Below are 25,706 nucleotides of genomic sequence, written 5' to 3'. Positions count from 1 at the left end.
CGATACATGCGAATCAGGCTCGGCCGAGGGAGAATGGCAGGATGCCCGAAGGCGACACCGTCTGGAACACCGCCCGCGTCCTGCACCGGGCGCTGGCCGGCGCGACGCTGACGGCGAGCGAGTTCCGGGTGCCGCAGCTCGCCACCACCGATCTCGCCGGTTGGACCGTGCGCGAGTCGGTCGCCCGCGGCAAGCACCTGCTGCTCCGCCTCACCGCGCCGGCGGGCGGCGACGCCACCCCGGCCGGCGGCACGATCGGCGCCGCCCCGGTCGCCGCGACCGCCGACGGGAGCACGCCCGCAGCGAGCTGGACGCTCCACTCGCACCTGCGGATGGACGGCGCCTGGCGGGCGTACGCGCCAGGGGACCGCTGGTCCGCCCGCCCCGGCCACCTGATCCGGGTGGTGCTGCGCAGCACCGAGGCGGTGGCGGTCGGCTACCACCTGCACGAGTTGGCGCTGGTGCCCAGCGCGGAGGAGGAGCAGCTGGTCGGTCACCTCGGCCCGGACCTGCTCGGTCCGGACTGGGATCCGGCCGAGGCGCTCCGGCGGCTCGCCGCCCACCCTGACATCCCCGTCGCCGAGGCGCTGCTCGACCAGCGCAACCTCGCCGGGGTCGGCAACCTCTACAAGTGCGAACTGCTCTTCCTGCGCGGCGTCTCGCCGTGGACGCCGGTGCGCGCGGTGCCCGACCTGCCCGGCCTGGTCGCCCTCGCGCAGCGGCTGCTCGCCGCCAACCGGGGCCGCTGGACGCAGAGCAGCACCGGCTCGCTGCACCGGGGGCAGACCACCTACGTGTACGGGCGGCGGGCCCAGCCGTGCCGCCGGTGCGGCACGGCGATCCGCAAGGAGGAGCTGGGCGAGCGGGTCACCTACTGGTGCCCGGTCTGCCAGCCGGACCCGGCCCGCTGACGCGACGGCCGCCGCGCCCCGCCGGGTCGGCCACCGGGTTGACGAACACGCGCCCGCTGGTGACGTGCCCCGCGACGCTTCACCGTGGCCTGCCGATCCGCGCGCCACGGGCTACGCCACCCGTTGCCCAGAATGGGACGATTGGGTAATTCCTAACCCGACCCCGAGGTCGCATGCTGCGATTGGGCGTTCACCAGACGTCAGCAGAGCCGGCCCGACCGGGTCCGCCACGCCGGGGTGGCGGCGGTCGTGCCCCGACCCCGGGGAGAGCCATGGCGATGTTCCGCAGACTCCGGACCAGCTGGGCGGAGCGGGCGACGCGCGGCGGCACCGACCGCTCCGCCGACAACGGTGCGGCGACGACCGTCCCGATGGCCCGCGCCGCCGAGGAGACGGTGACGGCCGCACCGGCCAGCCTGGATCCCGCCGCCGTCCCCCGCTGCTTCGGTCCGGTGCCGAACTTCGCCCGCAGCCCGCTGCCGATCCGCGAGCCCGACGGCAAGGTGCTGCCCGGCACCGGCCTGCGCAAGTTCGTCGACCCGCTGCCCGGGCCGGGTCCGCTGCACCGCACCGAGCTGGGCGGCTACCTGCCGGTGGCGGTACCGGACACCATCACCTACCCCGGCTGCGACTACTACGAGATCGGCCTGCAGCAGTACGCGCAGCGGCTGCACCGGGACCTGCCCGCCACCCGGTTGCGGGGTTACCGGCAGCTCAACCTCGGTACCGACCGGTCCGGGCACAACACCGTGGCGCCGCCGGGCCGTCCATGGCACCTCGGCCCGCTGATCCGCGCCCGGCGCGGCCGACCGGTGCGGATCAAGTTCATCAACCAGCTCCCCACCGGCCGGGCCGGCGAACTCTTCCTGCCGGTCGACGAGTCCGTCGAGGGCGCCGGCCTCGGGCCGTTGGACGGCCCGGCACCGTACCCGCAGAACCGGGCCGTGCTGCACCTCGCGGGCGCCCAGACCGGCTGGATCAGCGCGGGCAACCCGCTGCAGTGGGTCACGCCGGCCGGCGAGATCACCCCGTACCCGACGGGCGTGTGCCTGAACCACGTGCCGGACATGCCACCACCCGGCACCGGCGCCACCACGCTCTACTACCCGAACGAGCAGAGCGGCCGGTTCCTGTGGTTCCACGACAACACCCTGGGCCTGTCCCGGCTGACCGTCTACTCCGGGCAGCTCGCGCTCTACCTGCTCACCGACCCGGTCGAGGAACAGCTCGTGGCCGACGGGGTGCTCCCCGGCGACGAGCTGCCACTGGTGATCCAGGACAAGACGTTCGTGCCGGACGACACCCAGCTCGCCGCGGAGGACCCGACCTGGGACCGGGACCGCTGGGGAGCGCGCGGCAGCCTCTGGTTCCCGCACGTCTACCAGCCCCGGCAGAATCCGTACCGCGGCGAGGGGACCAACCCCACCGGCCGCTGGGACTACGGGCCCTGGTCGCGGGTCGCCGATGACGACCGCGAGCTCGACCAGGACGGCGGCTCGACGCGTCCCGGGCCGGTGCCGAACCCGCACCACGACCCGGTCGCCGCGGCCGAGGAGCCGCCGCTGGCGCCGGGGGTGCCGCACCCCAGCGCGGTTCCCGAAGCGTTCGGTGACACCCCACTGGTCAACGGGGTCGCCTACCCCTACCTGGAGGTGGAGCCGCGGGCGTACCGGTTCCGGATCCTCAACGCCTGCCTGGACCGCGGCCTCAACCTGCAGCTCTACCGGGCCGGCTCGGACGCTCCGATGTGGGACGACGAGGGCGGCCTGCTCGACGCCGACGCGGGCGAGGTGCCGATGGTGCCGGCGGCGCGGGCACCCGGCCGGCCGGTGGACTGGCCGGCCGACGGGCGCGACGGCGGGGTGCCCGACCCGCGCGCGGCCGGCCCGGAGCTGATCCAGATCGGCAACGACGGTGGCCTGCTGCCCGCGCCGGTGGTGATCCGCAACCGTCCGGTCGGCTACCGGTACGACCGACGCGATCCGACGGTGCTCAACGTCGACGGGCAGGCGCTGCTGCTCGCCCCCGGCGAGCGCGCGGATGTCGTGGTGGACTTCTCCACCGTGCCACCGGGCGGCACGCTGATCCTCTACAACGACTGCCCCGCCCCGCTGCCCGGCTTCGACCCTCGCTACGACCACCACACCGACGCGCCCGACCGCACCGCCGAGGGCGGCTCACCGCCCACCCTCCCCGGGTACGGGCCGAACACAAGGACCCTGCTCCAGTTCCGCGTACGCGGCACCCCGGCGGCCCCGTACGACCTGGCCCGGCTGCGGGAGCGGCTGCCCCGGGCGTACGCGGCCAGCCAGCGCCCGCCGATCGTGCCGCAGCCGGCCTACGACGCGGCGATCGGCACCCGCGCGCCCCGGGAGACGGTGGTGCCGGTGCACGCCGCGACGGTGACCTTCACCCCGGCCGGCGGCGCCGTGCCGGTCGCGGTTCCGATCGCGGTGAAGGCCGTTCAGCAGGTCTTCGAGCCCGGGTACGGTCGGGCCGCCGGCCGGCTCGGCGTGGCGCACCCGCACGCCGGGCCGCTCTCCCCCGCCACGCTGCCGCTCGGCCCCGACGACCCGGCCACCGAGATCCTCTTCGCGGCCGACCCGGCGGTGCCCATCGGTGCCCCGGCCGACGGCACTCAGCTCTGGCGGATCGTGGGCAGCAGCCGGCAGACCGAGGCGCTGCGTCTGGACGGCTGCGACCTGCAGGTGGTCAACCGGGTCGGGTGGGATGGCACGATCCGCCCGCCGGAGCCCGGTGAGCTGGGCTGGAAGGAGGTTGTTCGGGTCAACCCCCGGGAGGACCTGGTCGTCGCGCTGCGTGCGGTCGCCCCGACCCTGCCCTTCAAGATCGGCGACAGTGTCCGGCTGCTCGACCCGACACGACCGGCCGGCACCCGCACCGGCTCGACCCCGGTGAGCCCGTTCGACGGGCGGCCCGCGGTGGTCGTGAACCAGTTGGTGAACCTCGGCTGGGAGTACCGCTGGCACAGCCAGCTCGGCAGTCGCCGCGACCTGGGGATGAACCGTCCGCTGGTGCTCCGCGTCTCGCCGAAGGCGCCCACCGGGCTGACCGCCACCTCGGCGCCGGGCTCGGCCACCGCGCTGCCCGCCATCGCCCTCACCTGGACCGGCAACGGCGGGCGGCCACCGGCCACCAGCCACCTGCTGCAACGGGCCACCGACGCGGCCTTCACCACCGGGGTCACCACGATCACCGTGGCGGCCACCGCCACCCGGTACACCGACGCCACGGTCACACCGGGAATCACCTACCACTACCGAATCCGGGCCGAGAACGCCGTGAGCTGCTCGTCCTGGTCGAACAGCGTGCCCGCATCGGTGCGGCTCACCGCCCCCGCCGGGCTCGCCGCGGCGATCCCACCGGCCGCTCCGCTCCGGGTCGCGCTGCGCTGGTCGAACCGCTCCTTCGCCACCGGGATCGACGTGCAGCGGGCCACCAACCCGACGTTCACCAGCGGACCGGCCACCACCGCCATCGCGGTGGGCGACAACCACCTGGACACCGCGGTCGCCCCGGACACCACGTACTACTACCGGGTGCGGACGACCTATCTCGGCGCCGCCTCGCCCTGGTCGACGGTGGGCACGGTCACCACCCCGCCGGCTCCGGCGACCCCGACCACGGTGACCGTCGGCGCCGACGCGCCCGGGCCGGACACGGCGACGGTGCTGTTGGGCTGGTCACCGGGGACCGCGCCCGGTCCGGGCGCCGGGTTCATCGTCCAGCGCGCCGTCGATCCCGCGTTCAGCCGCGAGGTCGCCACGTTCACGGTCACCGGGCCGAGCTTCACCAACACCGGGCTGGCCCGCGGCGTCACGTACCACTACCGGATCCGCGCGTTCAACGTGGTCGGCAGCTCCGCCTTCACCGCCCCCGCCACCATCACCACCCCGTCCTGACCCCGGATCGGGTGCCGCACTTTCACTGAAAGAGTGCTCATTCCGCGTGGAACAGCCACTCTTTCCGTGAACGAGTGGCCCGGACCTGGCCGGGGGGTCAGGGCAGCGGGGTGCGGAGGGGGTCGGCGGCGGTACGCAGCTCCGCCAACGCCCCGGCGACGCCGTGCAGCAGGTCGGTCGCCTCGGTCAGCCGGGCGGCGGCCGGGTGCGGGGCGTCCGGCCGGGCGTCCTCGGCGACGTAGCCGGCCGCGGCGACGACGAGCCGCTCGTACGCGGCCACTCCGCTCTCCAGCTGTTCGGTGAGGATCCGGTGTGTGTCGCCCAGCGGCGCCCGGGCGTCGACCGGGGCGAGCCGGAGCGCCCGCTCCACACTCGCCACCCGGTGCGCGAGTTCCCGCAGCGAACGGTCGGCGGCGGTGGCCTCCTGCACGGCCGGCTCGGCCGGGCCGGTCAACCGCTGCGTCATCCCGCCCAGGGTGAGCGTCGCCCGGTCCAGCCGGGCCCAGAGCTGCGCCGCGCTGGTGCCGCGCAGCGCCACCCGGGCGCGCACCCGGCGTACCTCGGCGACCACACCGGATCCGGCCGGCAGTCGCTCGACGGCGGCGATCAGCCGGGCCCGGGACCGGGCGGCGGCCTCGACCGGGTCGACCGGCGGCGGCGCCGGCTGGGCGGCGAGGGCCCGCAGATCGATCCAGCGCCAGGCGGCGAGCGCCACCGCGCTGCCCGCCGCACCGGCCCAGGCCGCGTCCGGCAGCCCGAGCCCGGCGTACGGGGTCAGCACGGCGGCGGCGCCCCCGAGGCCGCCGGCCAGCACGCTCCACCGTCGCGCCGACCGGCGAAGCCGGGTCAGCCGCCGGAAGTACCGCGTACGCTCGTCTGCCACCCTGACCTCCTCTGGCCGCCCGCTCAGCCGGCGGGGGTGGTGTCCCCGGTGCCCCGTTCGCGGGCCATCGTCGCGCGGAGTTCGTCGAGGCGGGCGGCGGCGGCCGGATCGGCCGCCGGAGGCGCGGACTGCTCGGCGCTCTGTCGCTGCGCGCCGAGCTGCTCGCCGGCCATGCTGGAGCGGATCTGCTCCAGCCGGGCCGAACCCGCCGAGTCGAGACTCGCCTTCTGGATCTCGAGCATCCGTCCCTCGTTCGAGTTGCCAGCCAGCTCGGCGCGGCCCATCGCGTTGGCGTAACGGCGCTCGATCCGGTCGCGAACCTCGTCGAGCGAGGGGGTGGTGCCGGGCGCGGTGAGCGCCGACATCGACTCCAGCGAGCGGGCCACGCCCTCCTGCATCTTCGCCTGTTCCAGCTGGCTGAGCAGGCGGGTGCGCTCGGCGAGACGCTGCTGGAGGATCATCGAGTTGTTCTCCACCGCGCGGCGGGCCTGCCCGGCTGCGGCGAGCGCCTGGTCGTGCAGGGTCTTCAGGTCCTCGGCGGACTGCTCGGCGGCGACGAGCTGGGTGGCGAGGGTCTGCGCACTCTGCTCGTACCGCCCGGCCTCGGCCTCGTCGCCCCGGGCGCGGGCCTGGTCGGCGAGGACCAGCGCCTGGCGGGCGTTGGCCTGGAGGCGCTCGACCTCGGACATCTGCCGGGAGAGCTTCATCTCCAGCTGGCGCTGGTTGCCGATCACCGCGGCGGCCTGCTGGACGAGGGCCTGGTGCTGGCGCTGCGCCTCTTCGATGGCCTGCTGGATCTGGACCTTCGGATCGGCGTGCTCGTCGATCCGGGCGCCGAAGAGCGCCATCAGGTACTTCCACCCCTTGACGAACGGGTTCGCCATCTCCGCGGTATCCCCTCAGTAGCGTCGCTGCGCCTGCTCGAGCCGGACGCGACGACGGACCACCGGCGCGGCAGTTCCTCCATCGTCCCAGGCGGGCGCCAGACCGGCACCCGTACCGGCGAGCAGGCGGCCGACACCGTCTGCGATCAACCCTACGCGGACCGCGCGAGGGCGGCTACGGCGCTGCGAAGGAGACTCAGGCGGCGCAGACGACGTCGCGGTCGCGCTCGGCGGGGCGGACCCGGGTGCTGCGCAGGGTGGCCTTGAGCGGCGAGTCCTGGCGGACGGAGACGGCGACCGTGCCGTCGGAGCTGACCTGGCGTACGGCCCGACCGGTGGCCTTGGCGGCCGCGGCCGGCGAGACCGGCGTGGAGTCGGCCGGCTCGTCCTGGACGGGGACCAGCACGTTCGGCATCTGCTCGGCGAGCGCGACGGTGTCGCTCACCTCACGCAGCAGCTCGGAGAGGCGGGCGCCCAGCGCGTCACAGATGGCGGCCAGCAGCTCGCTGGAGGGTTCCTTCTGGCCACGCTCGATCTCGGAGAGGTAACCGAGGCTGACGTTGGCGGCGGAGGAGACTTCACGCAGGGTGCGTTGCTGCCCCTGCCGGCGTGCCCGCAATGCGTCCCCGACCACTCGGCGTAGCAGGACCATCGCACCTCCCCCTCTCCGGCCGCACGTCTCCCGGCTTCACGGGCCGAACGTGGCGGACCAGACCGGCACCGACCGACGGAGCCTTTCCGCAACGGTACCCGGTACCCGGCCCGGCGACATCCCGCCCCGCCCGTCGGATTGCCGGCGCCGGTGTGCACACCCGGCCGGCCTCGGCCCGTCAGCCGGCGAGGGCGTCGGCGTCCGCCCCGGCAGCGGCGTCGGCTCGTCAGCCGGCGTCCGCAGCCGGTCGGTGTCGGCTCGTCAGCCCGCGACGGCGTCGGCTTCGGCGGCCTCGGCCTCGGCGGCGTCGGCCTCGTGGATCCGCTCGGCGAGCAGCCGCAGCGCCTCGATAACCGCGGCGGAGCGGATGTGGTCCCGGCCACCGGTCAGGTCGAGCTGCCGCACGGCGGTGCCGTTCGGCCCGGCCGCGGCCACGTAGACCAGCCCGACCGGCTTGTCGTCCTGCGGCTGCGGGCCCGCCACCCCGGTGGTGGCCAGCCCCCAGTCGGCGCGGCAGCGGCGCCGGCCGCCCTCGGCGAGCGCCACCGCGACGTCGGGGTCGACGGGGCCACGCTGGGCGAGCAGCTCGGCCGGTACGTCGGCCAGCTCCGACTTCAGCTCGGTGGCGTAGACCACCAGGCCGCCCCGGTAGATCCCGCTCACACCCGCGATCTCGACCACCGAGGCGGAGAGCAGGCCACCGGTGAGCGACTCGATCGTCGCCAGCGTCTCGTTCCGCTGGGAGAGGCTGTGCACCACCCCTGCCGCCGGGCTGCCGACCGGCCGCTCCCCGTTCGCGTCGCTCTCCATGCCCCCATCCTTCCCCGGCTCCCGCCGAGCAACCGCCGACCCCCGCTCCGACCTCGGCGCTCGCCGTCGATCACGAGGCTGCCGACCGGCAACCTCATGATCACCGGGGCTGGGCGCGGGAGGGGTCAGGCGTCGGGACGGGGGCGGCGCAGGCGCACGGCCTGGGCCAGGTAGTCGAAGCCGGTGGCCACGGTCACCACCACGGCGGCCCCCATGATCCACGGACCGACCGGGGCGAGGACGGCCGGCATCGGCCAGAGGTACCAGGCGATGGCGAGGATCTGGAGCGCAGTCTTGATCTTGCCGCCCCGGCTCGCCGCGATCACTCCGTGCCGGATCACCCAGAACCGCATCGCCGTGATGCCCAGCTCACGCAGGAGGATGAGTGCGGTCACCCACCAGGGCAGCCGGTCGTACCAGGAGAGCAGCACCAGGGCGGCGCCGGTGAGCGCCTTGTCGGCGATCGGGTCGGCCACCTTGCCGACCGAGGTGACCAGCCCGAACCGGCGCGCGATCCAGCCGTCCACCAGATCGGTCACCGAGGCGAAGGCGAAGATCAGGCAGGCGGCCATCCGCCAGCCGGCGTGCGTCATGGCGGAGGCGACCACCGTGGCGGCGAAGACCGGCACGAGCAGCAACCGCAGCGCGGTGAGCGCGTTGGCCGCGTTGAGCAGTGGCACCGGGCGGGCCACCCGGGCCGGCGTGGAGTCGGTCGCCTCGGTCACCGCCGCACTCCGCCCGGCCGGCCGTGGCGTCTCCCGTACCCCACCACGTGGCCTCCCCGCTCCGTCCGGGCCCGCCGTCACCGTGCCGCGCCGGGCGCCGCCGAGATCATCCCATCCGGCACGGCGAACAGGTCCACTCCTTCGGTGCCCGTCACCGTGGCGCGTACCAGATCGCCGGGGCGCAGCGCCGCCAGGTCGACGCCACCCTCCTCGGGGGCGACCAGGGTGGTGGAGCCGTCGACCTCGGGCGCCTGGTGGGCCGCCCGGCCCTCCACGACACCGCCCTCGACCGAGTCGACGAGCACCTCGACCGTCGAGCCGAGCCGCTCCTCGGCCCGCTGGGCGCAGAGCTCGTCGGCGAGCGCGCTGAGCTTGTCGTACCGCCGCTTGATCGTCGCGGCCGAGACCTTGCCCGGCAGCCCGGCGGCCTCGGTGCCGTCCTCGTCGCTGTAGTCGAACATGCCGATCGCGTCGAGCCGCGCCGCGGAGAGGAACCGGACGAGCTCGTTCACGTCGGCGCGGGTCTCGCCCGGGAAACCGACGATGAAGTTGCTCCGGGCCCCCGCGTCGGGCGCGAGCGCCCGGGCGCCGGCCAGCAGCTCGAGGAACCGGTCGGTGGAGCCGAACCGGCGCATCCGGCGCAGCACCGGCTCGCTGGAGTGCTGGAACGACAGGTCGAAGTAGGGCGCCACGCCCGGTGTGGTGGCGATCGCCTCGACCAGGCCGGGCCGGGTCTCGGCCGGCTGGAGGTAGCTCGCGCGCACCCGGACGATGCCGTCGATCGCGGCGAGCTGCGGCAGCAGCTTCTCCAGCGCTCGGGGGTCACCCAGGTCCTTGCCGTACGAGGTGGAGTTCTCACTCACCAGCACCAGCTCACGGACGCCGGTCTTGGCCAGCCACTCGGCCTCGGCGAGCAGCTCGTCGGGCGTACGCGAGACGAAGGCACCCCGGAACGCGGGGATCGCGCAGAACGCGCAGCGCCGGTCGCAGCCGCTGGCCAGCTTGAGCGAGGCGACCGGGCCGCTCTCCAGCCGGCGACGCAGCACCGGGCGCAGGTGGGCGGGGGTGTGCTCGTCGGTCTCCACGACGGCCCGCAGCGGGGTGCCGTGGCCGGGCAGCGACACCGCCGCCGTACGGCGGTTGACCGGGGTCAGCGGAAGCAGCTCACGCCGGTCGCGGGGGGTGTGCGCGTCGACCTGCTCGCCGGCGAGCACCGCGTCGAGGCGGGCGGCGATGTCCGGGTAGTCGTCGAAGCTGAGCACCGCCTGCGCCTCCGGCAGGCTCTCGGCCAGCTCCCGGCCGTACCGCTCGGCCATGCAGCCGGCCGCCACCACCTTGGCGCCGGTGTCCGCGGCGGCGAGCAGGGTCTGGATCGAATCCTGCTTGGCCTTCTCCACGAAGCCGCAGGTGTTGACGAGCACCACGTCGGCGCCCTCACCGTCGGTGGTGACCTGCCAGCCGTCGGCGTGCAGCCGGGCGGCGAGCTCCTCCGAGTCGACCTCGTTGCGGGCACAGCCCAGAGTCAGCAGGGCTACACGGCGGCCGTCGGTGGCAGGGGAGGTGGCAGAGGTGGCAGACACCATCCGAGGGTACCGGGCCGCTCCGGGCCGCCCACCAACGGCGGCCCGCCGAGCCCGCAGGCGCCCATTGATCACCGCCCCCGCCGGGCACCGTGGCGCGGGCGGCGGCTCAGACGGTGGCCGCGCCGACGCGGACCAGGCGGTCGAGGAGGAAGACCTCGGTGCCGGCGAGGCCGACCGAGCAGAAGACCGAGATCTGCTCCGGGGCGGTCCGGCCGGGCACGGCGCCGGCGAGCACGGCCCCGAGGTCGTGCAGGCGCTCGACGTGCGGCGGCTCGGCCGCGAGCATCGGCGGGCTGTACGCGTGCGCCTGGGCCGGTGAGTCGGTGGCCAGGACGTCGGCGACGGCGAGCAGGTCCGGCCCGAACTCGGCGCGGTCCTGCTGCTTGAACCCGACGGCGTTGACGTGGGTGCCCGGCGAGACGTCGGCGGCGTCGAGCACCGACGTGGGGCTGGTGGTGGCGAGCACCACCACGTCCCGCCCGGTGACGGCGCTCGCCGGATCGCCCACCGCCCGAGCTGTCACGCCCAGCTCGGCGCCGACCCGGGCGGCGAACGCCTCCCGCCGGGCAGCCGAGCGGCTGTAGACGGTGACCTCGCGCAGGGGGCGTACCGCGGCGGTGGCCCACACCTGCGTCCAGGCCTGCCGACCGGAGCCGATCACGCCGACCGTCTCGGCGTCCGGACGGGCCAGGACGTCGACCGCCACCGCGCCGAGGCCGCCGGTGCGCCGGGATCCCAGCTCCTCGCCGACCGCCACCGCCCGCACCGCGCCGGTCCGCCCGTCGTGCAGCACCACGAGCTGCTGGGACTCCGGGTGACCGAAGGTGTCGTACGAGCGGTAGCCGTACCACTCGCCGGTGAGGCAACCCGCGGTCAACACCATCCGGCCGCCGCCGAGCGGCGCCGAGGTCCGCGGTGGGGCCGTCAACCGCCTGTCGTACGCGGCCAGCAGGGCGCTCCGCATGGCATCGACCGTGGTGGGGGCGTCCAGCGCGGCAGACACCTCCGCGTCGGAGTAGAAGAGGGTCATAACCGCAAATACTGCAAGCTGAAGCGAGGTTCAAGTCAACCCTCCGCCGCCCGATCCGCGCCCCCCACCCGGCAGACGCCCGGATCACCGGCACGGCCCGGCACACGGTGCTAGCCTCGGCTCCGGTGGCCCTCGTGCGGCCGCCCCGGACGAGCGGTGGGCGTACCCGGTCAGGCAAGACGCCCCGATCAGTGTGAAACCGACTCGTCCCGGCCCCGGTGGTCCGGGCGCTCACCGAAGGTGGCGGCAATGGCCTGGATCGTGCTCGTACTCTCCGGACTGCTCGAGACGGCGTGGGCGATCGCCCTGGACCGCAGCGCCGGCCTCAGCCGGCTCGTACCCTCAGTGATCTTCGTGGTCGCCCTGGTCCTCAGCATGGGCGGCCTGGCCTACGCGCTTCGCGAGATCCCCGTCGGCACCGGCTATGCGGTGTGGGTCGGTATCGGCGCGGTGGGCACCGCCCTGGTCGGCATGCTCGCGCTGCACGAATCGGCCAGCCTGCCCCGGATCCTCTGCCTCTTCCTGGTGATCGCCGGCGTGGTCGGTCTGAAGTTCTTCCACTGAGCGCACCGGCCGCCCCGCCGGGCCGCCCGCAACGCCCCACCGGTCCCGGGTAACCCGCCCGGCATCGGCCCGCATGAGTACATCGAGGTCCGGCTGGGTAGTGATCGGCCGACAGTCACGGCTCTCACCACGGAGGACGTCATGGCCGACATTCCGAGCACCGCCCGCCCGCGCAGCAGCGCGGCCCGCGTCTGCACCATCCTGGGCTTCGTCTTCGCCGTTCTCGCGATCTTCCTGCCGCCACTGATCTTCGGCGTGCTCGGCGTGATCCTCGGCATCGTCGGCGCGGTGCTCGGCGACAAGCCGCTCGGCTGGTACGCCGCAGCGGCGAGCGTTGTCGGCGCGCTCCTCGGCATGCTGCTCTTCGCCGCGCTCGTCAACTCCTGAACCGCACCGCTCCGGGCCCGTCGGTCGACCGGCGGGCCCCCCCGCGCTGATCCACCGGCCGGGCCGGTCAGCCCCGGTCGGCCACCAGCACCCGGTTGCCGTCCGGGTCGAGCACGACCGCCATCCGCTCCCCCCACGGCTGCGCCGCCGGCTCGGCCACCACCCGGACGCCGGCGGCGCGTAGCCGCCGCACCGCGGCCGCGCAGTCGGCGACGTACACCCAGAGCGTCACCCGGTCGTTCTCCAGCCTGCCCGGCTCGTCCTGCCGACCGAGACCGAGCTGCGCGGCGCCGAGGCGGAGCGTGACGTACACCGGCTCGCCCTCCTCCGGGAACCGGTAGCTCACCGTGCCACCGAGCAGCTCACCGTAGAAGCGCAGCGCCGCCGCCAGGTCGCCGGTGGTGAGGATCGGGAAGAGCTCCTCCGCCAGCGGGGCGTCACTCATCGCCACCGCCCCGGATGCCGGCCATGACCTCCTCCAGCTCGTCCGGCTTGATCAGCACGTCCCGGGCCTTGGAGCCCTCGGAGGGCCCGACGACGCCCCGCGTCTCCATCAGGTCCATCAGCCGGCCGGCCTTGGCGAACCCCACCCGCAGCTTGCGCTGCAACATCGAGGTGGAACCGAACTGCGAGGTGACCACCAGCTCCACCGCCTGCAACAACAGGTCGAGATCGTCGCCGATGTCCTCGTCGATCTTCTTCTTGCTCTCCTGCGCGACGGTCAGCACGTCCGAGCGGAACTCCGGCTCACGCTGGTCCTTGCAGAACTTGACCACGTCGGCGATCTCACGCTCGGTGACCCAGGCACCCTGGATCCGGATCGGCTTCGACGCGCCCATCGGCAGGAAGAGCCCGTCACCGCGGCCGAGCAGCTTCTCCGCGCCGGGCTGGTCGAGGATGACCCGCGAGTCGGCCAGCGACGAGGTGGCGAAGGCGAGCCGGGACGGCACGTTCGCCTTGATGAGGCCGGTCACCACGTCGACCGAGGGGCGCTGGGTGGCGAGGACCAGGTGGATCCCGGCGGCCCGGGCGAGCTGGGTGATCCGGACGACGGAATCCTCCACGTCCCGGGGCGCGACCATCATGAGGTCGGCCAGCTCGTCCACGATCACCAGCAGGTACGGGTACGGCCGCATCTCCCGTTCGCTGCCCGGCGGGGCCTTGATCTCGCCGTTGCGCACCTTGCGGTTGAAGTCGTCGATGTGCCGGACCCCGTTGGCGGCGAGATCGTCGTAGCGCATGTCCATCTCGCGGACGACCCACTCCAGCGAGTCGGCCGCCTTCTTCGCGTTGGTCACGATCGGCGTGACCAGGTGCGGGATGCCCTCGTAGCCGGTCATCTCGACCCGCTTCGGGTCGATCAGCAGCAGCCGCACCTCGTCCGGCGTGGCCCGGGTCAGGACCGACACCAGCAGCGAGTTCAGGCAGCTCGACTTACCGGCGCCGGTGGCCCCCGCGATCAGAATGTGGGGCATCTTCGCGAGGTTGGCCACCACGAAGCCGCCCTCGATGTCCTTGCCGAGGGCCACGACCATCGGGTGGTGGTCACCCGTGGCCGCCCGGGAGCGCAGCACGTCACCGAGCGCCACGTTCTCCGGGTCGGTGTTGGGGATCTCCACCCCGACCGCGCTCTTGCCCGGGATCGGGCTGAGGATCCGCACGTCCGGTGACTTGACCGCGTACGCGATGTTGCGGGAGAGCTGCGTGATCCGCTCGACCTTGACGCCCGGTCCCAGCTCCACCTCGTACCGGGTGACCGTCGGCCCCCGGGTGAAGCCCGTCACCGCCGCGTCCACGTCGAACTGCTCGAAGACCCCGGTCAGCGCGGCGATCACCTCGTCGTTCGCCTTGCTCCGGGTCTTCGGCGTCGCACCGCTGCCGAGCAGGTTCGCCGGGGGCAGCGTGTAGTCGCCCGCCATCCCGGTCAGTGCGAGCTGCTCGGCCCGGGTGGGCAGCGGCGAGTGCTCCGGCGGTTCCACCGGCTTGCGACTGACCGGCACCTTGGTCGGGGGCGTACGGGTCAGCACGAGGGTTTCCTGCAGGTCGACGCCGTCCAGGTCGTCGAAGTCGTCCGGGTCGACGGGCGAGGGCGTACGCTTCGCCGGCCGCTTGCGGGCCGGCTTCGCCGGGGCCTCCTCGGCCTCCTCCTCCTTCGTGGACGGCGCGACGAGCGTGCCGGCCAGCAGCCCGAGCCGCTCCGGGATCTTGTTGATCGGGGTCGCGGTGACGACCAGCAGTCCGAAGAGGAGCAGCAGGACGAGCAGCGGCATCGCCACCCAGGCGGTCACCGCCCGCTCGAGCAGGCCGCCGATGCCCGCGCCGATCAAGCCGCCCGCGTAGTCGCGCTGCGCCGGGTCGACCGGCTCCTGTCCGATGTGCAGCATGGCGGCCGTGGCGAGCAGCATCGACCCCCAGCCGACGAGCCCCCGGCCGCGGTGCTGCGGATCGACCGGCTGGCGCATCAGCCGCCAGGCGCCGATCCCCAGCAGCACCGGCACCACGACGGCGATCGCGCCCAGGAAGAGCCGGACGGTGTCGGCCAGCCGCTCCCCCACCGGGCCGGCGCCGGAGAACCAGATCCCCACGGCGCTGAGCAGTGCGAGGCCGAAGAGCAGCAGCCCGGCCCCGTCGCGGCGGTGCTCCGGGTCGAGTTCCCGGGCCGAGGCCGCCTGGCGACCGGCGGCCCGGACGGCCCACCCCATGCCGTGCGCCAGACCCATCCACAGCGCACCGACCGCGCGTCCGACGTAGACGGCGGGGCTGGGGCGGGCGGGCCGGGTTCGGCGGCGGACCGGGGTCCGGGTCTTCTTCGCCGGTTGACGTGCGCGGTTGTTCGTCGCACCGCGCGGCGACGCGCCGCGCCGCCGGCTCGCCTGAGAGGTACGGCCCGCCATAGCATCACCGTAACGGCGCGGCCCGGCGGATCGCCGCTTTTCCGGGTCGTGTCCGCGCGTCGCAGCACGGACTCCGCCGCATGACGTGATATCTGCCTCAGAAGGGATGCCCGATGGCGTCGCCGGGAATCGAGGACGGTCCGGACGATCCCCTGGCCGGGCACCCGCGACAGCTGCGACCGCTGACCCGCGAGCTGATCGCCGCGGTGCTGGGCAACCGTGGGTACGCCGTGACCGCCGACGCGGACGGCGACCTGGTCGGTCGCTGGGGGGAGAACCTGGTCTGGTTCCTGCGGCTGGGCGAAGCCGGGGAGCTGCTCCAGATCCGCACCCTGATCGCGTCGACCTTCCCGATCGAGCAGGTCCCCGGGTTGCACGCCTTCTGCAACTCGTGGAACCACGACCGGCTCTGGCCGAAGGCGTTCGTGCACGTCGACGACGACGGCCGGGCCCGGGTCTGCGGCGAGGTGATCACCGACCTGGAGCGCGGCGTCACCCCGCACCAGCTCGACCGGTTGCTCGACTGCGGCATCTCCACCGGATGCCAACTCGCCACGGCGGTCGGGCAACTCCCCCGGGAAACCGCGCCGTGAGTGGGCCCGGCGGGCGGCCCCGTCGTGAGGTGAGCGGGCCCGGTGGTCCGCGCGGCGGCGACTCCAGCGGCCCCGTCGGTCGCCCGGACCGGGGCGCGCGGGGGCCCGGCGTACGGGCCACGCCGCTCGGTGACGTCGGCCTCGTCGGGCCCGGTCGCGCGCCGGCGGGCCGCAGCCGGGAGCTGATCAGCGCGCTCGCCGAGGCCCGGGACCTGCCCGACGGCCCGGAGCGGATGATGGAGTTGGAGCGCATCGCCACGGCGGCCGACGCGGCCGGCGACGACCGGTCCGCGGTCGACGCCCGGCTCGCGCTGATCGAGACGGCCCTCGTCCAGGGTGAACGGTGGCGACTCGTCGAGCCGGCCCGGCGCTGCCTCGCCGTGCTCGACCGCCGTCCCGAGATCTTCGCCGAGGGCGAGGGCGAGTTGCTGACGCGCTACCAGCGGTACGCGATCGAGGCGCTGCTCGGCACTCCGCGGGTCGGGCTCGACCAGCTCCGCGCGGTCGACGACCTGGCCCGACGGGTCGGCGCCGACGCCGAGGCGGTGGCCGAGCTGCGCTGCCGGATCGCCGACCACCTGGGCGACGAGCCGACCGCCCGCGAGTGGTACGAGCGCTGGGCGGGCGCCGATCCCGACGTGACGGGTGGCTGTCCCGGCTGCGCACCCGTCCGGCGGGCGGAGCTGCTCGCCGACTGGGGCGACCAGGCCGCCGCGCTGGCCGAGCTGGCCGACCTCCTCGACGGCGCCGTCGACTGCACCGACCAGCCGGAGCGGTCGCTCACCGCGGCGCTGCTGCCGTGGCTGAGGAGCGGCGAGCCGGAGCGGGCCGGCGTCGCGCACGTGCGGGCGTACCGGCGGCACCGCACCGAGCGCGGGTCCTTCCCGTACCTCGCCACCCACCTGCGCTTCTGCGCGCTCGGCGGGCACCCGGGTCGGGCGCTGGAGATCCTCGCCGAGCAGCTGCCCCGGCTCGACCACCCGTACGACGACCTCTCCGCGATGGAGTTCGCCGCCGCCGGGGCGCTGGTCTGCCACCTCGCCGTCGAGGCGGGGCTGGGCGGGCGTACGGTGCGCCGGCCGGCGTACGGGCAGCGCTCCGCCGCCGACCTGGAGATCGGGACGCTCGGCGCGGTGCTGCTGGCGGTCGCCACCGAACTGGCGGGCAGCTTCGACGCCCGCAACGGCACCGGGCACCAGTCGGGCCGGATCGCCGCGTGGCTGGCCGAGCGGCCGGTGGCCGGGGCGGTGCCGCTCCCCGCCGACGACCCGATCGACGAAGCCGAGGGACCGGAGGACGATCCTGGGCCGGCCGACCTGGAGCCGGCGCCGCTGACCCTGGAGATGATCACCAGCGCGCTGGACCGGCGCGGCGACCGGTACGCGGTGGAGCCCGGCGCGACCGTGGTCGGCCGCTGGGGCGACGCGGTGATCCAGTTCCGGCGGCTCGGGGAGCGGGGCGAGATCCTGCACGCCCGGTCGCTCGCCACCCGCCGCCTGCCCGCCACCCGACGCGCGGAGGCGTACGCGTTCTGCAACGGGTGGAACCACGACCGGCTGCTACCGAAGGCGTACGTGCACGACCCGGGCGGTGAGTTGGTGCTGGCCGGCGACGTGAGCACGGACCTGGCGCACGGGGTGACCCCGGCGCAGCTGGCCGTGCTGCTGAACGCCGCCATCACCACCGGCGTCGCCTACGCCGACGCGGTGGCGGCCCTGCCCTGACGGCGACCGGCCCGCGCCGAGGCGTCGGGCCGGTCGCAGGCGTCGGTCGGGTCAGACCTCGACGACGGTGGGCACGATCATCGGACGCCGCCGGTACGCGTCGTTGACCCAGCGCCCCACCGTCCGGCGGACGATCTGCTGGAGCTGGTGGGGGTCGGTGATCCCGTCCGCGGCGGCCCGGTTGAGCGCCTCGGTGACCAGCGGGACCACCGCGTTGAACGCCTCCGGGTCCTCCGAGAAGCCCTTCGCGGAGACGGTCGGGCCGGCGACCACCTTGCCGGTGACCGAGTCGACCACGACGGTGGCGGCGATGAACCCGCCGTCCCCGAGGATCCGCCGCTCGGTCAGCAAAGACTCGCTCACGTCACCGACGGCCAGACCGTCCACGTAGACGTACCGGCTCTTCACGCGGCCGACCAGGCTGGCCCGCCCGTCGACCAGGTCGACGACGTCGCCGTCCTCGCAGAGCACCACCCGGTCCGCCGCCACCCCCGACTCGATACCGAGCCGGGCGTGCGCGCGCAGGTGACGCCACTCGCCGTGCACCGGCATCAGGTTGCTGGGGCGCACCACGTTGAGCAGGTAGAGCAGCTCGCCGGCCGGGGCGTGACCGGAGACGTGCACCTTGGCCACGTCCTTGTGCACGACCACCGCGCCGGCCCGGGCCAGCCGGTTGATCACCCGGTAGACGGAGGTCTCGTTCCCCGGCACCAGGGAGGAGGCGAGCACCACGGTGTCGCCGGGGGCGATGGTGATGTGCCGGTGGTCGCCGCTGGCCATCCGGCCCAGCGCGCTCATCGGCTCGCCCTGCGAACCGGTGGACATGAGCACGATCTGCTCCGGCGGCATCGCGGTCGCCTCGTCGAGGCCGACGACGAGACCGGGCGGGATGTTGAGCAGACCCAGGTCACGCGCGATGCCCATGTTGCGCACCATCGACCGGCCGATGAGGGCGACCTTGCGGCCGTGCTCGGCGGCCGAGTCCATCACCTGCTGCACGCGGTGCACGTGCGAGGCGAACGAGGCGACGATGATCCGCCCCCGCGCCTTCCCGAAGATCGAGTCGAGCACCGGACCGATCTCGCGCTCCGGGGTGACGAAGCCGGGGATCTCCGCGTTCGTGGAGTCCGACAGCAGCAGGTCCACACCCTCGGCGCCGAGCCGGGCGAACCCGGCCAGGTCGGTGATCCGGCCGTCCAGCGGGAGCTGGTCCATCTTGAAGTCGCCGGTGTGCAGCACCAGGCCGGCGGGGGTACGCACGGCCACCGCGAGCGCGTCCGGGATCGAGTGGTTCACCGCGAAGAACTCGCACTCGAACGGGCCGAGCTGCTCCCGGCCGCCCTCCCGCACGGTCAGCGTGTAGGGCTGGATGCGCCGCTCGGCGAGCTTCGCCTCGACGAGGGCGAGGGTGAACTGCGAGCCGACCAGCGGAATGTCCGGCTTGTGCGCGAGCAGGTACGGCACCGCGCCGATGTGGTCCTCGTGGCCATGGGTCAGCACGATCGCCTGCACGTCGTCGAGCCGGTCCAGGATCGGCCCGAAGTCGGGCAGGATCAGGTCCACGCCGGGCTGCTCGACGTCGGGGAAGAGCACCCCGCAGTCGATCACCAGCAGCTTGCCGTCGTACTCGAAGACGGTCATGTTCCGACCGATGGCGCCGAGTCCGCCGAGCGGAATGATCCGCAGTCCGCCCTCCGGCAGCGGTGGGGGAAGCTCCGCCTCGATGTGCGCCTCGGTCACGCGTTCACCTCATTCTGCGACGCCGTCATAGGGCGTCCGTCGTGTCGTTCGATCATTCGGGCAGTGCGAGGCCCGCCGCGGCGCAGTCGGCGCGCAGCTGGGCGATCTCGTCGTCGGTGGCGTCCACCATCGGGGGCCGTACCGGGCCGGCGGGCAGGCCGGCGGCGTTCAGCCCCGCCTTCACCAGGATGACCCCCTGGGTGCGGAAGATGCCGGTGTAGAGCGGCAGCAGCCGGCGGTGCAGGGCGAGCGCGGCACCGTTGTCGCCGGCGTCGTGAGCCTCGATCATCTGCTTGGTCAGCGCGCCGGTGAAGTGGGTGGAGGTACCGACCACGCCGACCGCGCCGACGCCGAGGGCGGGCAGGGTGAGCGAGTCCTCGCCGCTGTAGAAGGCCAGGTCGGTGCGGCTGGTCACCCAGCTGGTAGCGGTCAGGTCGCCCTTGGCGTCCTTCACCGCCACGATTCGCCCGTGCTCGGCGAGACGCACCATCGTCTCGGTGGCGATCGGCACGCCGGCGCGGTGCGGGATGTCGTAGAGCATCACCGGCAGGCCGGTGGCGTCCGCCACGGCGGTGAAGTGGCGCAGCAGGCCGCTCTGCGGCGGCTTGTTGTAGTACGGCGTGACCACCAGCAGCCCGTGGGCGCCCGCCTTCTCGGCCGCGGCGGCCAACTCGATGGTGTGCCGGGTGTCGTTCGTCCCCACCCCGGCCACGATCCTGGCCCGGTCGCCGACCGCCTCCGCGACGGCCCGGATCAGGCGCTCCTTCTCCGCGTCGCTGGTGGTGGGCGACTCGCCGGTGGTGCCGTTGATCACCAGCGCGTCGTTGCCCTGCTCGTCGACCAGGTGGTTCGCCAGTCGGGCGGCACCGTCGAGGTCGAGCTCGCCGTCAGCGGTGAACGGAGTCACCATTGCCGTGAGCACCCGCCCGAAGGGGCGGGACGCCGCCCGGGCGGGGGTGTCAGGGTGGTCGTGCGTCATCCTCCTAACCTAGCGGACGACCCGGGAGCACCCGCCGGGGAAGGGCTCAGGAGAGCGCGGCGTACGGGCTCGACGCCACCTCGGTCGGTGCCGTCCCGGCGTAGTGGCGAGCACCGAGTCGGCGAAGACCCGGCACGGACCGGCTGCCCGCCGAGGGTCAGACGTACAGCGAGGTGAACGGGGCCAGCGGAAGGTTGCGCAGCACCGAGAAGGCCAGCCAGGCGGCGAGGAAGCCACCGATCAGCTTGTTGCTGACGCGCAGCTCCGGCAGCCGCCAGCCGAACGCCTGCCGGCCCGCCCAGGCGACGAAGAGGTACGCCAGGAAGGGCAGCGCGAAGACCAGCAGGAAGTGGTGGCGGGCGGCGGCGGGAACGTCGCCGTGCAGCACGTACCAGAGCGCGCGGGTGCCGCCGCAGCCCGGGCAGTCCAGGCCGGTGGTCAGCTTGAGCACGCAGCTGGGCGCGGCCGTGGGGTCGGACCGGGTCGGGTCGGTGATCAACGTGTAGCCGATGCCCAGCGCGACGCAGCCCAGCGCGGCCAGCGGCACCGCCCACCGGGGCGAGCGGTCGTAGAGCCGGACCACGAACCGGGTGAAGCGGTCCGGCTCCGGCACCGGATAGGGCGGGATCGGATAGGCCCCGGCGCCCGCGTCCGTCGGCCAGCCGGCCGGCGGGATCACCTCGGGTGCCGCGACAGCCCCGTGCGCGGCGGCCGTGCCGGGTGGGGGGACCGCACCGGTCGGCGGCTGCGGTGGAACGGCGGGCCCGTCAACGCTCGACACGCGAATCACCGTACACCCGCGACGCCCACCAGGGCGGCGGCGAGCGGGGCGGCCAGGTCGCCCGCGACGGGCGGGGCCACCGAGTCCAGGCCGAGCCAGCCGGCGAGCCGGTAGAGCTCGGCGGCGAGCGCCACGGCCGTCTCGCCCGGGTCGGCGCCCGGCTCGACCCAGGCGGCGGGCACCAGCAGCGCACGCGCCTTCCGATCGGCCTTCAGGTCGACCCGGGCGGTGAACCGCTCCCCCTGGAGGAAGGGGAGCACGTAGTAGCCGTGGACGCGCTGCGGAGCCGGCACGTAGATCTCGATGCGGTAGCTGAAGTCGAAGAGCCGTTCGGCCCGGTTGCGCTCCCAGACCAGCGGGTCGAACGGGCTGACCAGGGTGTTGCCCCGCACCCAGCGGGGTAGCCGGGCCGAGGCGTGCAGCCAGGCGGGCTGCCGCCACCCCGACACGGTGACCGGCAGCAGCTCACCGGCCTCGGCGAGCTCGGCGATCGCCTGGCGGGCCCCGGCGACCGGGAGCCGGAAGTAGTCACGCAGCTCCGGCTCGGCGGCCACCCCGAGCGACCGGGCGGCGACCGCCACCAGCGCCCGGTACGCCTCGGCGTCGGTCGGGGTCGGCGCGTCGAGCGCCGCGGCCGGGAGCACCCGCTCGGGCAGGTCGTAGCGGCGGGCGAAGGAGCTGGTGCGCTCGGCGGCGCTCACCTCGCCGGCCCAGAAGAGGAACTCCAGGGCGCGCTTCACCGCCGACCAGTTCCAGCCCCAGTTGCCCGTCTCCCGGGGGGCGTCGTGCTCGATCTCGGCGGCGGTCAGCGGCCCCCGGGCGGCCACCTCGGCGCGGACCCAGGCGACCAGTTCGGGCTGCTCCTGGGCGATCCGGCGCATGCCGCCCCAGGCCTCGCTGTGGGCGCGGGCCATCCGCCAGCGCAGCGCCGCGTGCAGCCCGACCGGGACCAGGGACGCCTCGTGCCCCCAGTACTCGAAGAGGTCGCGGGGCCGGCGGTAGGCCGCGGTGTCGAGCAGGGCGGTCGGGTAGGGCCCGAGCCGGCTGTAGAGCGGCAGGTAGTGCGCCCGCTGCAGCACGTTGACGGAATCCATCTGGATCAGACCGACCCGGTCGAGCACCCGCCGCAGGTGGCGGCGGGTGGGCACGCCGGCGGGCGCGGGATCGGCGAAGCCCTGTGCGGCGAGCGCCACCCGGCGGGCCTGGGCGAGCGAGAGCGATTCCGGAGCGGCCATCGCGGCGACCCTAGCTCAGCGGTCCGACATCCCGGCGCGGACGCTGGACGGCTCGCCTATAGGGGCATAGAACGGACCCGTGCTGACGATCCGACCCGAGGAGCCCGATGACGCCGAGGCGATCGCCCAGGTGCACGTGCACGGCTGGCAGGCCGGTTACGCCGGCATCATGCCGGAGGAGGTGCTGGGGCGGCTGAACGTCTCCGCCTGGGCACAGCGTCGACGTGACCTGGGCACCGCCGACCCGGAGCATCCGTTCACCACCCTGCTGGCCGAGGCGGGCGGCTCGAAGGTCGTCGGGTTCGCCTCCTTCGGGCCGTACCGGGTCGACCAGGATCGCGCCAACCTCGACCCGACGCACGGCGAACTCCTCGCCCTCTACGTCGAGCCGGGGCACTGGGGCGACGGCACGGCGACGGCGCTGCTCGCCGCCGCCCGCGAGGGGCTGGCCGCGCGGGGTTTCCCGACGTACCGGGCCTGGGTGCTGGCGGAGAACGAACGGGCCCGGCGGTTCTACGCGCGGGCCGGGCTGTCACCGGACGGAGAGTGGACGACCTATCCGGTGCCGCTCAGCGGCGGGCGCCCGCCCGTCCGGCTCGTCGAGCTGCGGTACGCCGGACCTCTCGGCGGTTGATCCGGGCGCGACCAGCCGGCGGCGGACCGGCAGGAAGGCCAGCAGCGCGAGGCTGATCCACACGTACGTGTTGCTGCCGAGGAAGCCGTCCAGCCCGGTGAAGTCCTGCTCCCAGGCCCAGACGATCCGGCTGGTGAGGAGCGCGTACCCGGCGAGCGCGGCGGCCAGCAGCAGCCGGCGCCGGTGGGTACGGGCGGGCGCGGCCATGGCGTTGTCGACCAGCAGGATGAGCGCCGGCAACAGCCAGACCAGGTGGTGCACCCAGGTCACCGGGCTGATCAGGCACATCACCGCGCCGGTCAGCGCCAGCCCGGTCGCCTCGTCGCCGGCGGCCGCGGCGCGGCGGGACCGCCACGCCCAGAGCGCCAGGGTGCCGAGGGCCAGCGCCAGCCAGGCGAGGGTGCTCGGGTGCTCCGGGTCGAGCCGGGCCACCACCCCGCGCAGCGACTGGTTGGAGACGAACGCCAGCTCGCCGACACGGCCGGTGTTCCACAGCGCCTCGGTCCAGAACTCCCGCGAGGCGTCGGGGAAGAGCGCGCCGGCCACCAGGCTCGCGGCCGCCGCGGTGGCCATCGACGTGACGGCCGCCCGCCAGCGCCGGGTCACCAGCAGGTAGACGATGAAGATGCCGGGAGTCAGCTTGATCGCGGTGGCCAGCCCGATGCCCACGCCCGCCCAGCGGCTCCCGGCCGGAAGCAGCCGCAGCAGGTCCACCGCGACCAGGAAGAGCAGCAGCATGTTGACCTGGCCGAAGTTGACCGTCTCGCGCATCGGCTCGTACGCGGCGACCAGGCAGAGCGCGACGGCGAGCGCGAACCAGCGGGTCCAGCCCGCGCGCACCGAGATCGGGTCGATCAGCCACCAGAAGAGCACCGCGGTCACGGCGACGGTGGCGATCACGCTGACGACGATGGCGGCCAGCCACGGCAGGTACGCCATGGGCAGCATGACGAGGGCGGCGAACGGCGGATAGGTGAAGCCGTACTGGGTCAGCGGCCGCAGGTAGTCGTAGATCTCCCCGCCGTGCACCCACCAGGTGAGTGCCCCGTAGTAGACCTGGAGATCGAAGAAGCCGTGCCGGACGGCGGCGACGGAGAGGAAGGCCGCCACCGCGACGGCGAGCAGGAGCACGCCCACCACCTGCGTGACCGTCCTACTGGCACCCTGCAGCACCGTCGCCTCCCTCGCCCTGCGTAGGCTCACGTCCCATGGCTCTCGGGTACGTCCGCCCGGCGCGTCCGGAAGACGCCGGCGAGATCGCACGCATCCAGCTCGCGACCTGGCGGGTCGCCTACCGCCGGATCCTGCCCCGGCACGTCCTCGAAAACCTGGACGAGGCGTGGCTGGCCCGGCGGTGGACCGCCGCGGTGCAGGAACCGCCGTCGGCCGCCCACCGGGTGCTGGTCGCCGTCGAACAGGCCGAGCAATCGTATCTGGTGGGGTTCACGGCGTTCGGTCCGGCCGATGCCGAGGCGCTCGCGCCGAACGAGCCGGCCGAGGCGCTCGGCGCCGACGTCGCGGCGGTCACCGACCTGCTCGTCGAACCGCGGTGGGGCCGGCGTGGGCACGGCAGCCGGTTGCTCGCCGCCAGCGTCGACCTGTGGCGCTCGGACGGCTTCGCCAGCGCGGTGGCCTGGGCGTTCGACGGTGACGAGGCGACCCGCAAGTTCCTGACCAGCACCGGTTGGGCGGCCGACGGGGCGGCCCGGGCCCTCGACGTGGAGGACATGCTGGTCCCGCAGCTCCGGCTGCACGTGGCGCTCCCCGCCGAGCCCGCGCCCACCCCGCCGGCGCCAGCCGCGCCGGTCGACTGAGCGCCGCCTCCGAATGGAGTGCGTCGCGGGCCTCCGGGTGCCGGAGGCCCGCGAACCGGGCGGGGCGGCTCAGCCCTTGTCGGAGCCGTCGTTGGCGTCACGTACGAAGTAGCGCTGAAACACCACGAAGATGATCGCCACGGGGATCGTGGCGAGCAGGGCGGCACCGAGCTTGAGCGGGTACTGACTGCCCTTGCCGAGCGACCCGCTCACCAGGTCGGCCAGACCGCGCGGCAGGGTGAACAGATCCGGGTCCTGCACCGCTACGAGGCTGTGCGGGAACTCGTTCCAGGAGCCCTGGAACGACAGGATCGTCAGGGTGATCAGCGCAGGCTTCGCCATCGGCAGCACCACCGACCAGAAGGTGCGGAAGACGCTCGCCCCGTCGATGCGGGCCGCCTCCTCCACGCTCACCGGGATCGACTCGAAGAACTGCTTCATGATGAAGACGCCTGCCGCGTCGGCGAGCAGCGGCACGATCAGCCCGCTGTAGCTGTTGTAGATGCCGAGCTGGTTGAGGACCAGGAACTTCGGGATGAGCAGCACCACAGGGGGCACCGCCATGACCGCGACGACCATGGCGAAGAGCCAGGAGCGGCCCCGGAACCGCAACCGGGCCAGCGCGTAACCGGCCAGCGAGTCGAAGAAGACCCGGCCGACCGTCACGAGCACGGTGACCAGCAGCGAGTTGCCCAGCCAGAGCGGGAAGTTGGTGCCCGCGAAGATCCGCTCGAAGCCGGCCAGCGTGAGCGGGTCGGGAATCGGCGAGAGCGGGTTGGCGGCCGCGTCCGGCTCGGTCTTGAACGAGTTGCCGAGCTGGATCACGAACGGGTAGAGGAAGACCAACCCGAAGAAGATCAGCGTGGCGTACCCCAGGACCCGGGAGACCAGGCTGCGGCGGGCGCGACGCCGCCGCGCGGGCTTCGCCGCGACCGGCGGCCGGTCGGTCAGCACGGCCAT

23 protein-coding genes and 1 riboswitch are annotated in these 25,706 nt (G+C 74.0%); of the genes, 8 read left to right on the top strand and 15 right to left on the bottom strand.

Translation table 11 applies throughout. The features are described 5' to 3' along the window. Positions 1 to 41: 41 nt before the first annotated feature. Together D7044_RS24705 and D7044_RS24700 are read left to right on the top strand one after the other, a co-directional pair. A complete protein-coding gene (locus tag D7044_RS24705; protein ID WP_120690336.1) occupies positions 42 to 911 on the top strand; it encodes a zinc finger domain-containing protein in 870 nt (289 codons plus the stop codon). Between the two features lie 272 nt (positions 912 to 1,183). Further along, a complete protein-coding gene (locus tag D7044_RS24700) occupies positions 1,184 to 4,834 on the top strand; it encodes a hypothetical protein (RefSeq protein ID WP_120690335.1) in 3,651 nt (1,216 codons plus the stop codon). A 97-nt stretch (positions 4,835 to 4,931) separates the two neighbouring features. Here the strand turns inward: D7044_RS24700 and pspM are convergent, their stop codons facing one another. The 7 genes from pspM to D7044_RS24665 form a co-directional block, all read right to left on the bottom strand. Beyond that, a complete protein-coding gene (pspM, locus tag D7044_RS24695; protein ID WP_120677091.1) occupies positions 4,932 to 5,717 on the bottom strand; it encodes a phage shock envelope stress response protein PspM in 786 nt (261 codons plus the stop codon). A gap of 23 nt (positions 5,718 to 5,740) precedes the next feature. Then, positions 5,741 to 6,601: a PspA/IM30 family protein gene (locus D7044_RS24690; protein WP_120677093.1), complete on the bottom strand. Its 861-nt coding sequence runs from the start codon at positions 6,599 to 6,601 to the stop codon at positions 5,741 to 5,743. A 196-nt stretch (positions 6,602 to 6,797) separates the two neighbouring features. Next, the gene (locus D7044_RS24685) at positions 6,798 to 7,253 is read right to left on the bottom strand and encodes a helix-turn-helix domain-containing protein (protein WP_120677095.1); all 456 of its coding nucleotides are present in this window, start codon (positions 7,251 to 7,253) and stop codon (positions 6,798 to 6,800) included. A gap of 261 nt (positions 7,254 to 7,514) precedes the next feature. Next, positions 7,515 to 8,063, bottom strand: coding sequence for a CinA family protein (locus tag D7044_RS24680; RefSeq protein ID WP_120690334.1), 549 nt, complete (start codon positions 8,061 to 8,063; stop codon positions 7,515 to 7,517). A 125-nt stretch (positions 8,064 to 8,188) separates the two neighbouring features. Continuing rightward, positions 8,189 to 8,788, bottom strand: a complete 600-nt coding sequence (gene pgsA / locus D7044_RS24675; protein WP_120690333.1) for a CDP-diacylglycerol--glycerol-3-phosphate 3-phosphatidyltransferase — start codon at positions 8,786 to 8,788, stop codon at positions 8,189 to 8,191. Positions 8,789 to 8,865: 77 nt separating this feature from the next. Further along, complete coding sequence (gene rimO, locus D7044_RS24670) at positions 8,866 to 10,371, bottom strand: 30S ribosomal protein S12 methylthiotransferase RimO (RefSeq protein WP_120677100.1); 1,506 nt, start codon at positions 10,369 to 10,371, stop codon at positions 8,866 to 8,868. A 106-nt stretch (positions 10,372 to 10,477) separates the two neighbouring features. Next, positions 10,478 to 11,401 carry an ornithine cyclodeaminase family protein gene (locus D7044_RS24665; RefSeq protein WP_120690332.1) on the bottom strand — a complete coding sequence of 308 codons (924 nt, stop codon included), beginning with the start codon at positions 11,399 to 11,401 and terminating at the stop codon, positions 10,478 to 10,480. 122 nt (positions 11,402 to 11,523) lie between these two features. Then, positions 11,524 to 11,590, top strand: a riboswitch (guanidine-III (ykkC-III) riboswitch). Positions 11,591 to 11,650: 60 nt separating this feature from the next. On the opposite strand from D7044_RS24665, the gene D7044_RS24660 reads away from it, so the two are divergent. Next, positions 11,651 to 11,965 carry a DMT family transporter gene (locus D7044_RS24660; protein WP_120677104.1) on the top strand — a complete coding sequence of 105 codons (315 nt, stop codon included), beginning with the start codon at positions 11,651 to 11,653 and terminating at the stop codon, positions 11,963 to 11,965. Positions 11,966 to 12,106: 141 nt separating this feature from the next. Next, complete coding sequence (locus D7044_RS24655) at positions 12,107 to 12,352, top strand: hypothetical protein (protein WP_120677106.1); 246 nt, start codon at positions 12,107 to 12,109, stop codon at positions 12,350 to 12,352. Positions 12,353 to 12,419: 67 nt separating this feature from the next. Here the strand turns inward: D7044_RS24655 and D7044_RS24650 are convergent, their stop codons facing one another. Both D7044_RS24650 and D7044_RS24645 read right to left on the bottom strand, forming a co-directional pair. Further along, positions 12,420 to 12,797 (bottom strand): VOC family protein, encoded by a 378-nt coding sequence (locus D7044_RS24650; protein WP_120677812.1) that lies wholly within the window; start codon positions 12,795 to 12,797, stop codon positions 12,420 to 12,422. Further along, the gene (locus tag D7044_RS24645; RefSeq protein ID WP_120677108.1) at positions 12,790 to 15,246 is read right to left on the bottom strand and encodes a DNA translocase FtsK; all 2,457 of its coding nucleotides are present in this window, start codon (positions 15,244 to 15,246) and stop codon (positions 12,790 to 12,792) included. The genes D7044_RS24650 and D7044_RS24645 overlap by 8 nt, the downstream gene beginning before the upstream one ends. Before the next feature lie 113 nt (positions 15,247 to 15,359). Between D7044_RS24645 and D7044_RS24640 the strand changes: the two genes are divergently transcribed. Next, entirely contained in the window at positions 15,360 to 15,839 is a 480-nt protein-coding gene (locus D7044_RS24640) for a YbjN domain-containing protein (RefSeq protein ID WP_120677109.1), read from the top strand. Next, positions 15,788 to 17,563: a type III secretion system chaperone family protein gene (locus tag D7044_RS24635; RefSeq protein ID WP_411710999.1), complete on the top strand. Its 1,776-nt coding sequence runs from the start codon at positions 15,788 to 15,790 to the stop codon at positions 17,561 to 17,563. The genes D7044_RS24640 and D7044_RS24635 overlap by 52 nt, the downstream gene beginning before the upstream one ends. A 51-nt stretch (positions 17,564 to 17,614) precedes the next feature. Here D7044_RS24635 and D7044_RS24630 read toward each other — a convergent pair whose 3' ends face one another. From D7044_RS24630 to D7044_RS24615, 4 genes are all read right to left on the bottom strand, one after another. Beyond that, the gene (locus tag D7044_RS24630; RefSeq protein ID WP_120677111.1) at positions 17,615 to 19,303 is read right to left on the bottom strand and encodes a ribonuclease J; all 1,689 of its coding nucleotides are present in this window, start codon (positions 19,301 to 19,303) and stop codon (positions 17,615 to 17,617) included. A 52-nt stretch (positions 19,304 to 19,355) separates the two neighbouring features. Continuing rightward, on the bottom strand, positions 19,356 to 20,282 hold the full coding sequence (dapA, locus tag D7044_RS24625) for a 4-hydroxy-tetrahydrodipicolinate synthase (protein ID WP_120677113.1): 927 nt from the start codon (positions 20,280 to 20,282) through the stop codon (positions 19,356 to 19,358). A gap of 157 nt (positions 20,283 to 20,439) precedes the next feature. Then, the gene (locus D7044_RS24620) at positions 20,440 to 21,072 is read right to left on the bottom strand and encodes a DUF2752 domain-containing protein (RefSeq protein ID WP_411710998.1); all 633 of its coding nucleotides are present in this window, start codon (positions 21,070 to 21,072) and stop codon (positions 20,440 to 20,442) included. Then, on the bottom strand, positions 21,069 to 22,298 hold the full coding sequence (locus D7044_RS24615; RefSeq protein WP_120690330.1) for a winged helix-turn-helix domain-containing protein: 1,230 nt from the start codon (positions 22,296 to 22,298) through the stop codon (positions 21,069 to 21,071). The genes D7044_RS24620 and D7044_RS24615 overlap by 4 nt, the downstream gene beginning before the upstream one ends. A 79-nt stretch (positions 22,299 to 22,377) precedes the next feature. Here D7044_RS24615 and D7044_RS24610 point away from each other — a divergent pair, with 79 nt between their 5' ends. Beyond that, positions 22,378 to 22,932 carry a GNAT family N-acetyltransferase gene (locus D7044_RS24610; RefSeq protein WP_120690329.1) on the top strand — a complete coding sequence of 185 codons (555 nt, stop codon included), beginning with the start codon at positions 22,378 to 22,380 and terminating at the stop codon, positions 22,930 to 22,932. Here D7044_RS24610 and D7044_RS24605 read toward each other — a convergent pair. Further along, positions 22,831 to 24,105, bottom strand: a complete 1,275-nt coding sequence (locus tag D7044_RS24605; RefSeq protein ID WP_120677121.1) for a glycosyltransferase family 87 protein — start codon at positions 24,103 to 24,105, stop codon at positions 22,831 to 22,833. The genes D7044_RS24610 and D7044_RS24605 overlap by 102 nt on opposite strands. Before the next feature lie 35 nt (positions 24,106 to 24,140). Here D7044_RS24605 and D7044_RS24600 point away from each other — a divergent pair, with 35 nt between their 5' ends. Continuing rightward, positions 24,141 to 24,746: a GNAT family N-acetyltransferase gene (locus tag D7044_RS24600; protein WP_120677123.1), complete on the top strand. Its 606-nt coding sequence runs from the start codon at positions 24,141 to 24,143 to the stop codon at positions 24,744 to 24,746. Positions 24,747 to 24,815: 69 nt separating this feature from the next. Here the strand turns inward: D7044_RS24600 and D7044_RS24595 are convergent, their stop codons facing one another. After that, a complete protein-coding gene (locus D7044_RS24595; protein WP_120677125.1) occupies positions 24,816 to 25,706 on the bottom strand; it encodes a carbohydrate ABC transporter permease in 891 nt (296 codons plus the stop codon).

Origin of the sequence: Micromonospora musae (assembly GCF_003626635.1) — a bacterium.
Classification (GTDB): domain Bacteria; phylum Actinomycetota; class Actinomycetes; order Mycobacteriales; family Micromonosporaceae; genus Micromonospora; species Micromonospora musae.
Note: the sequence above shows the minus strand (reverse complement) of the source record. Positions and strands in the feature narration are given on the sequence as shown.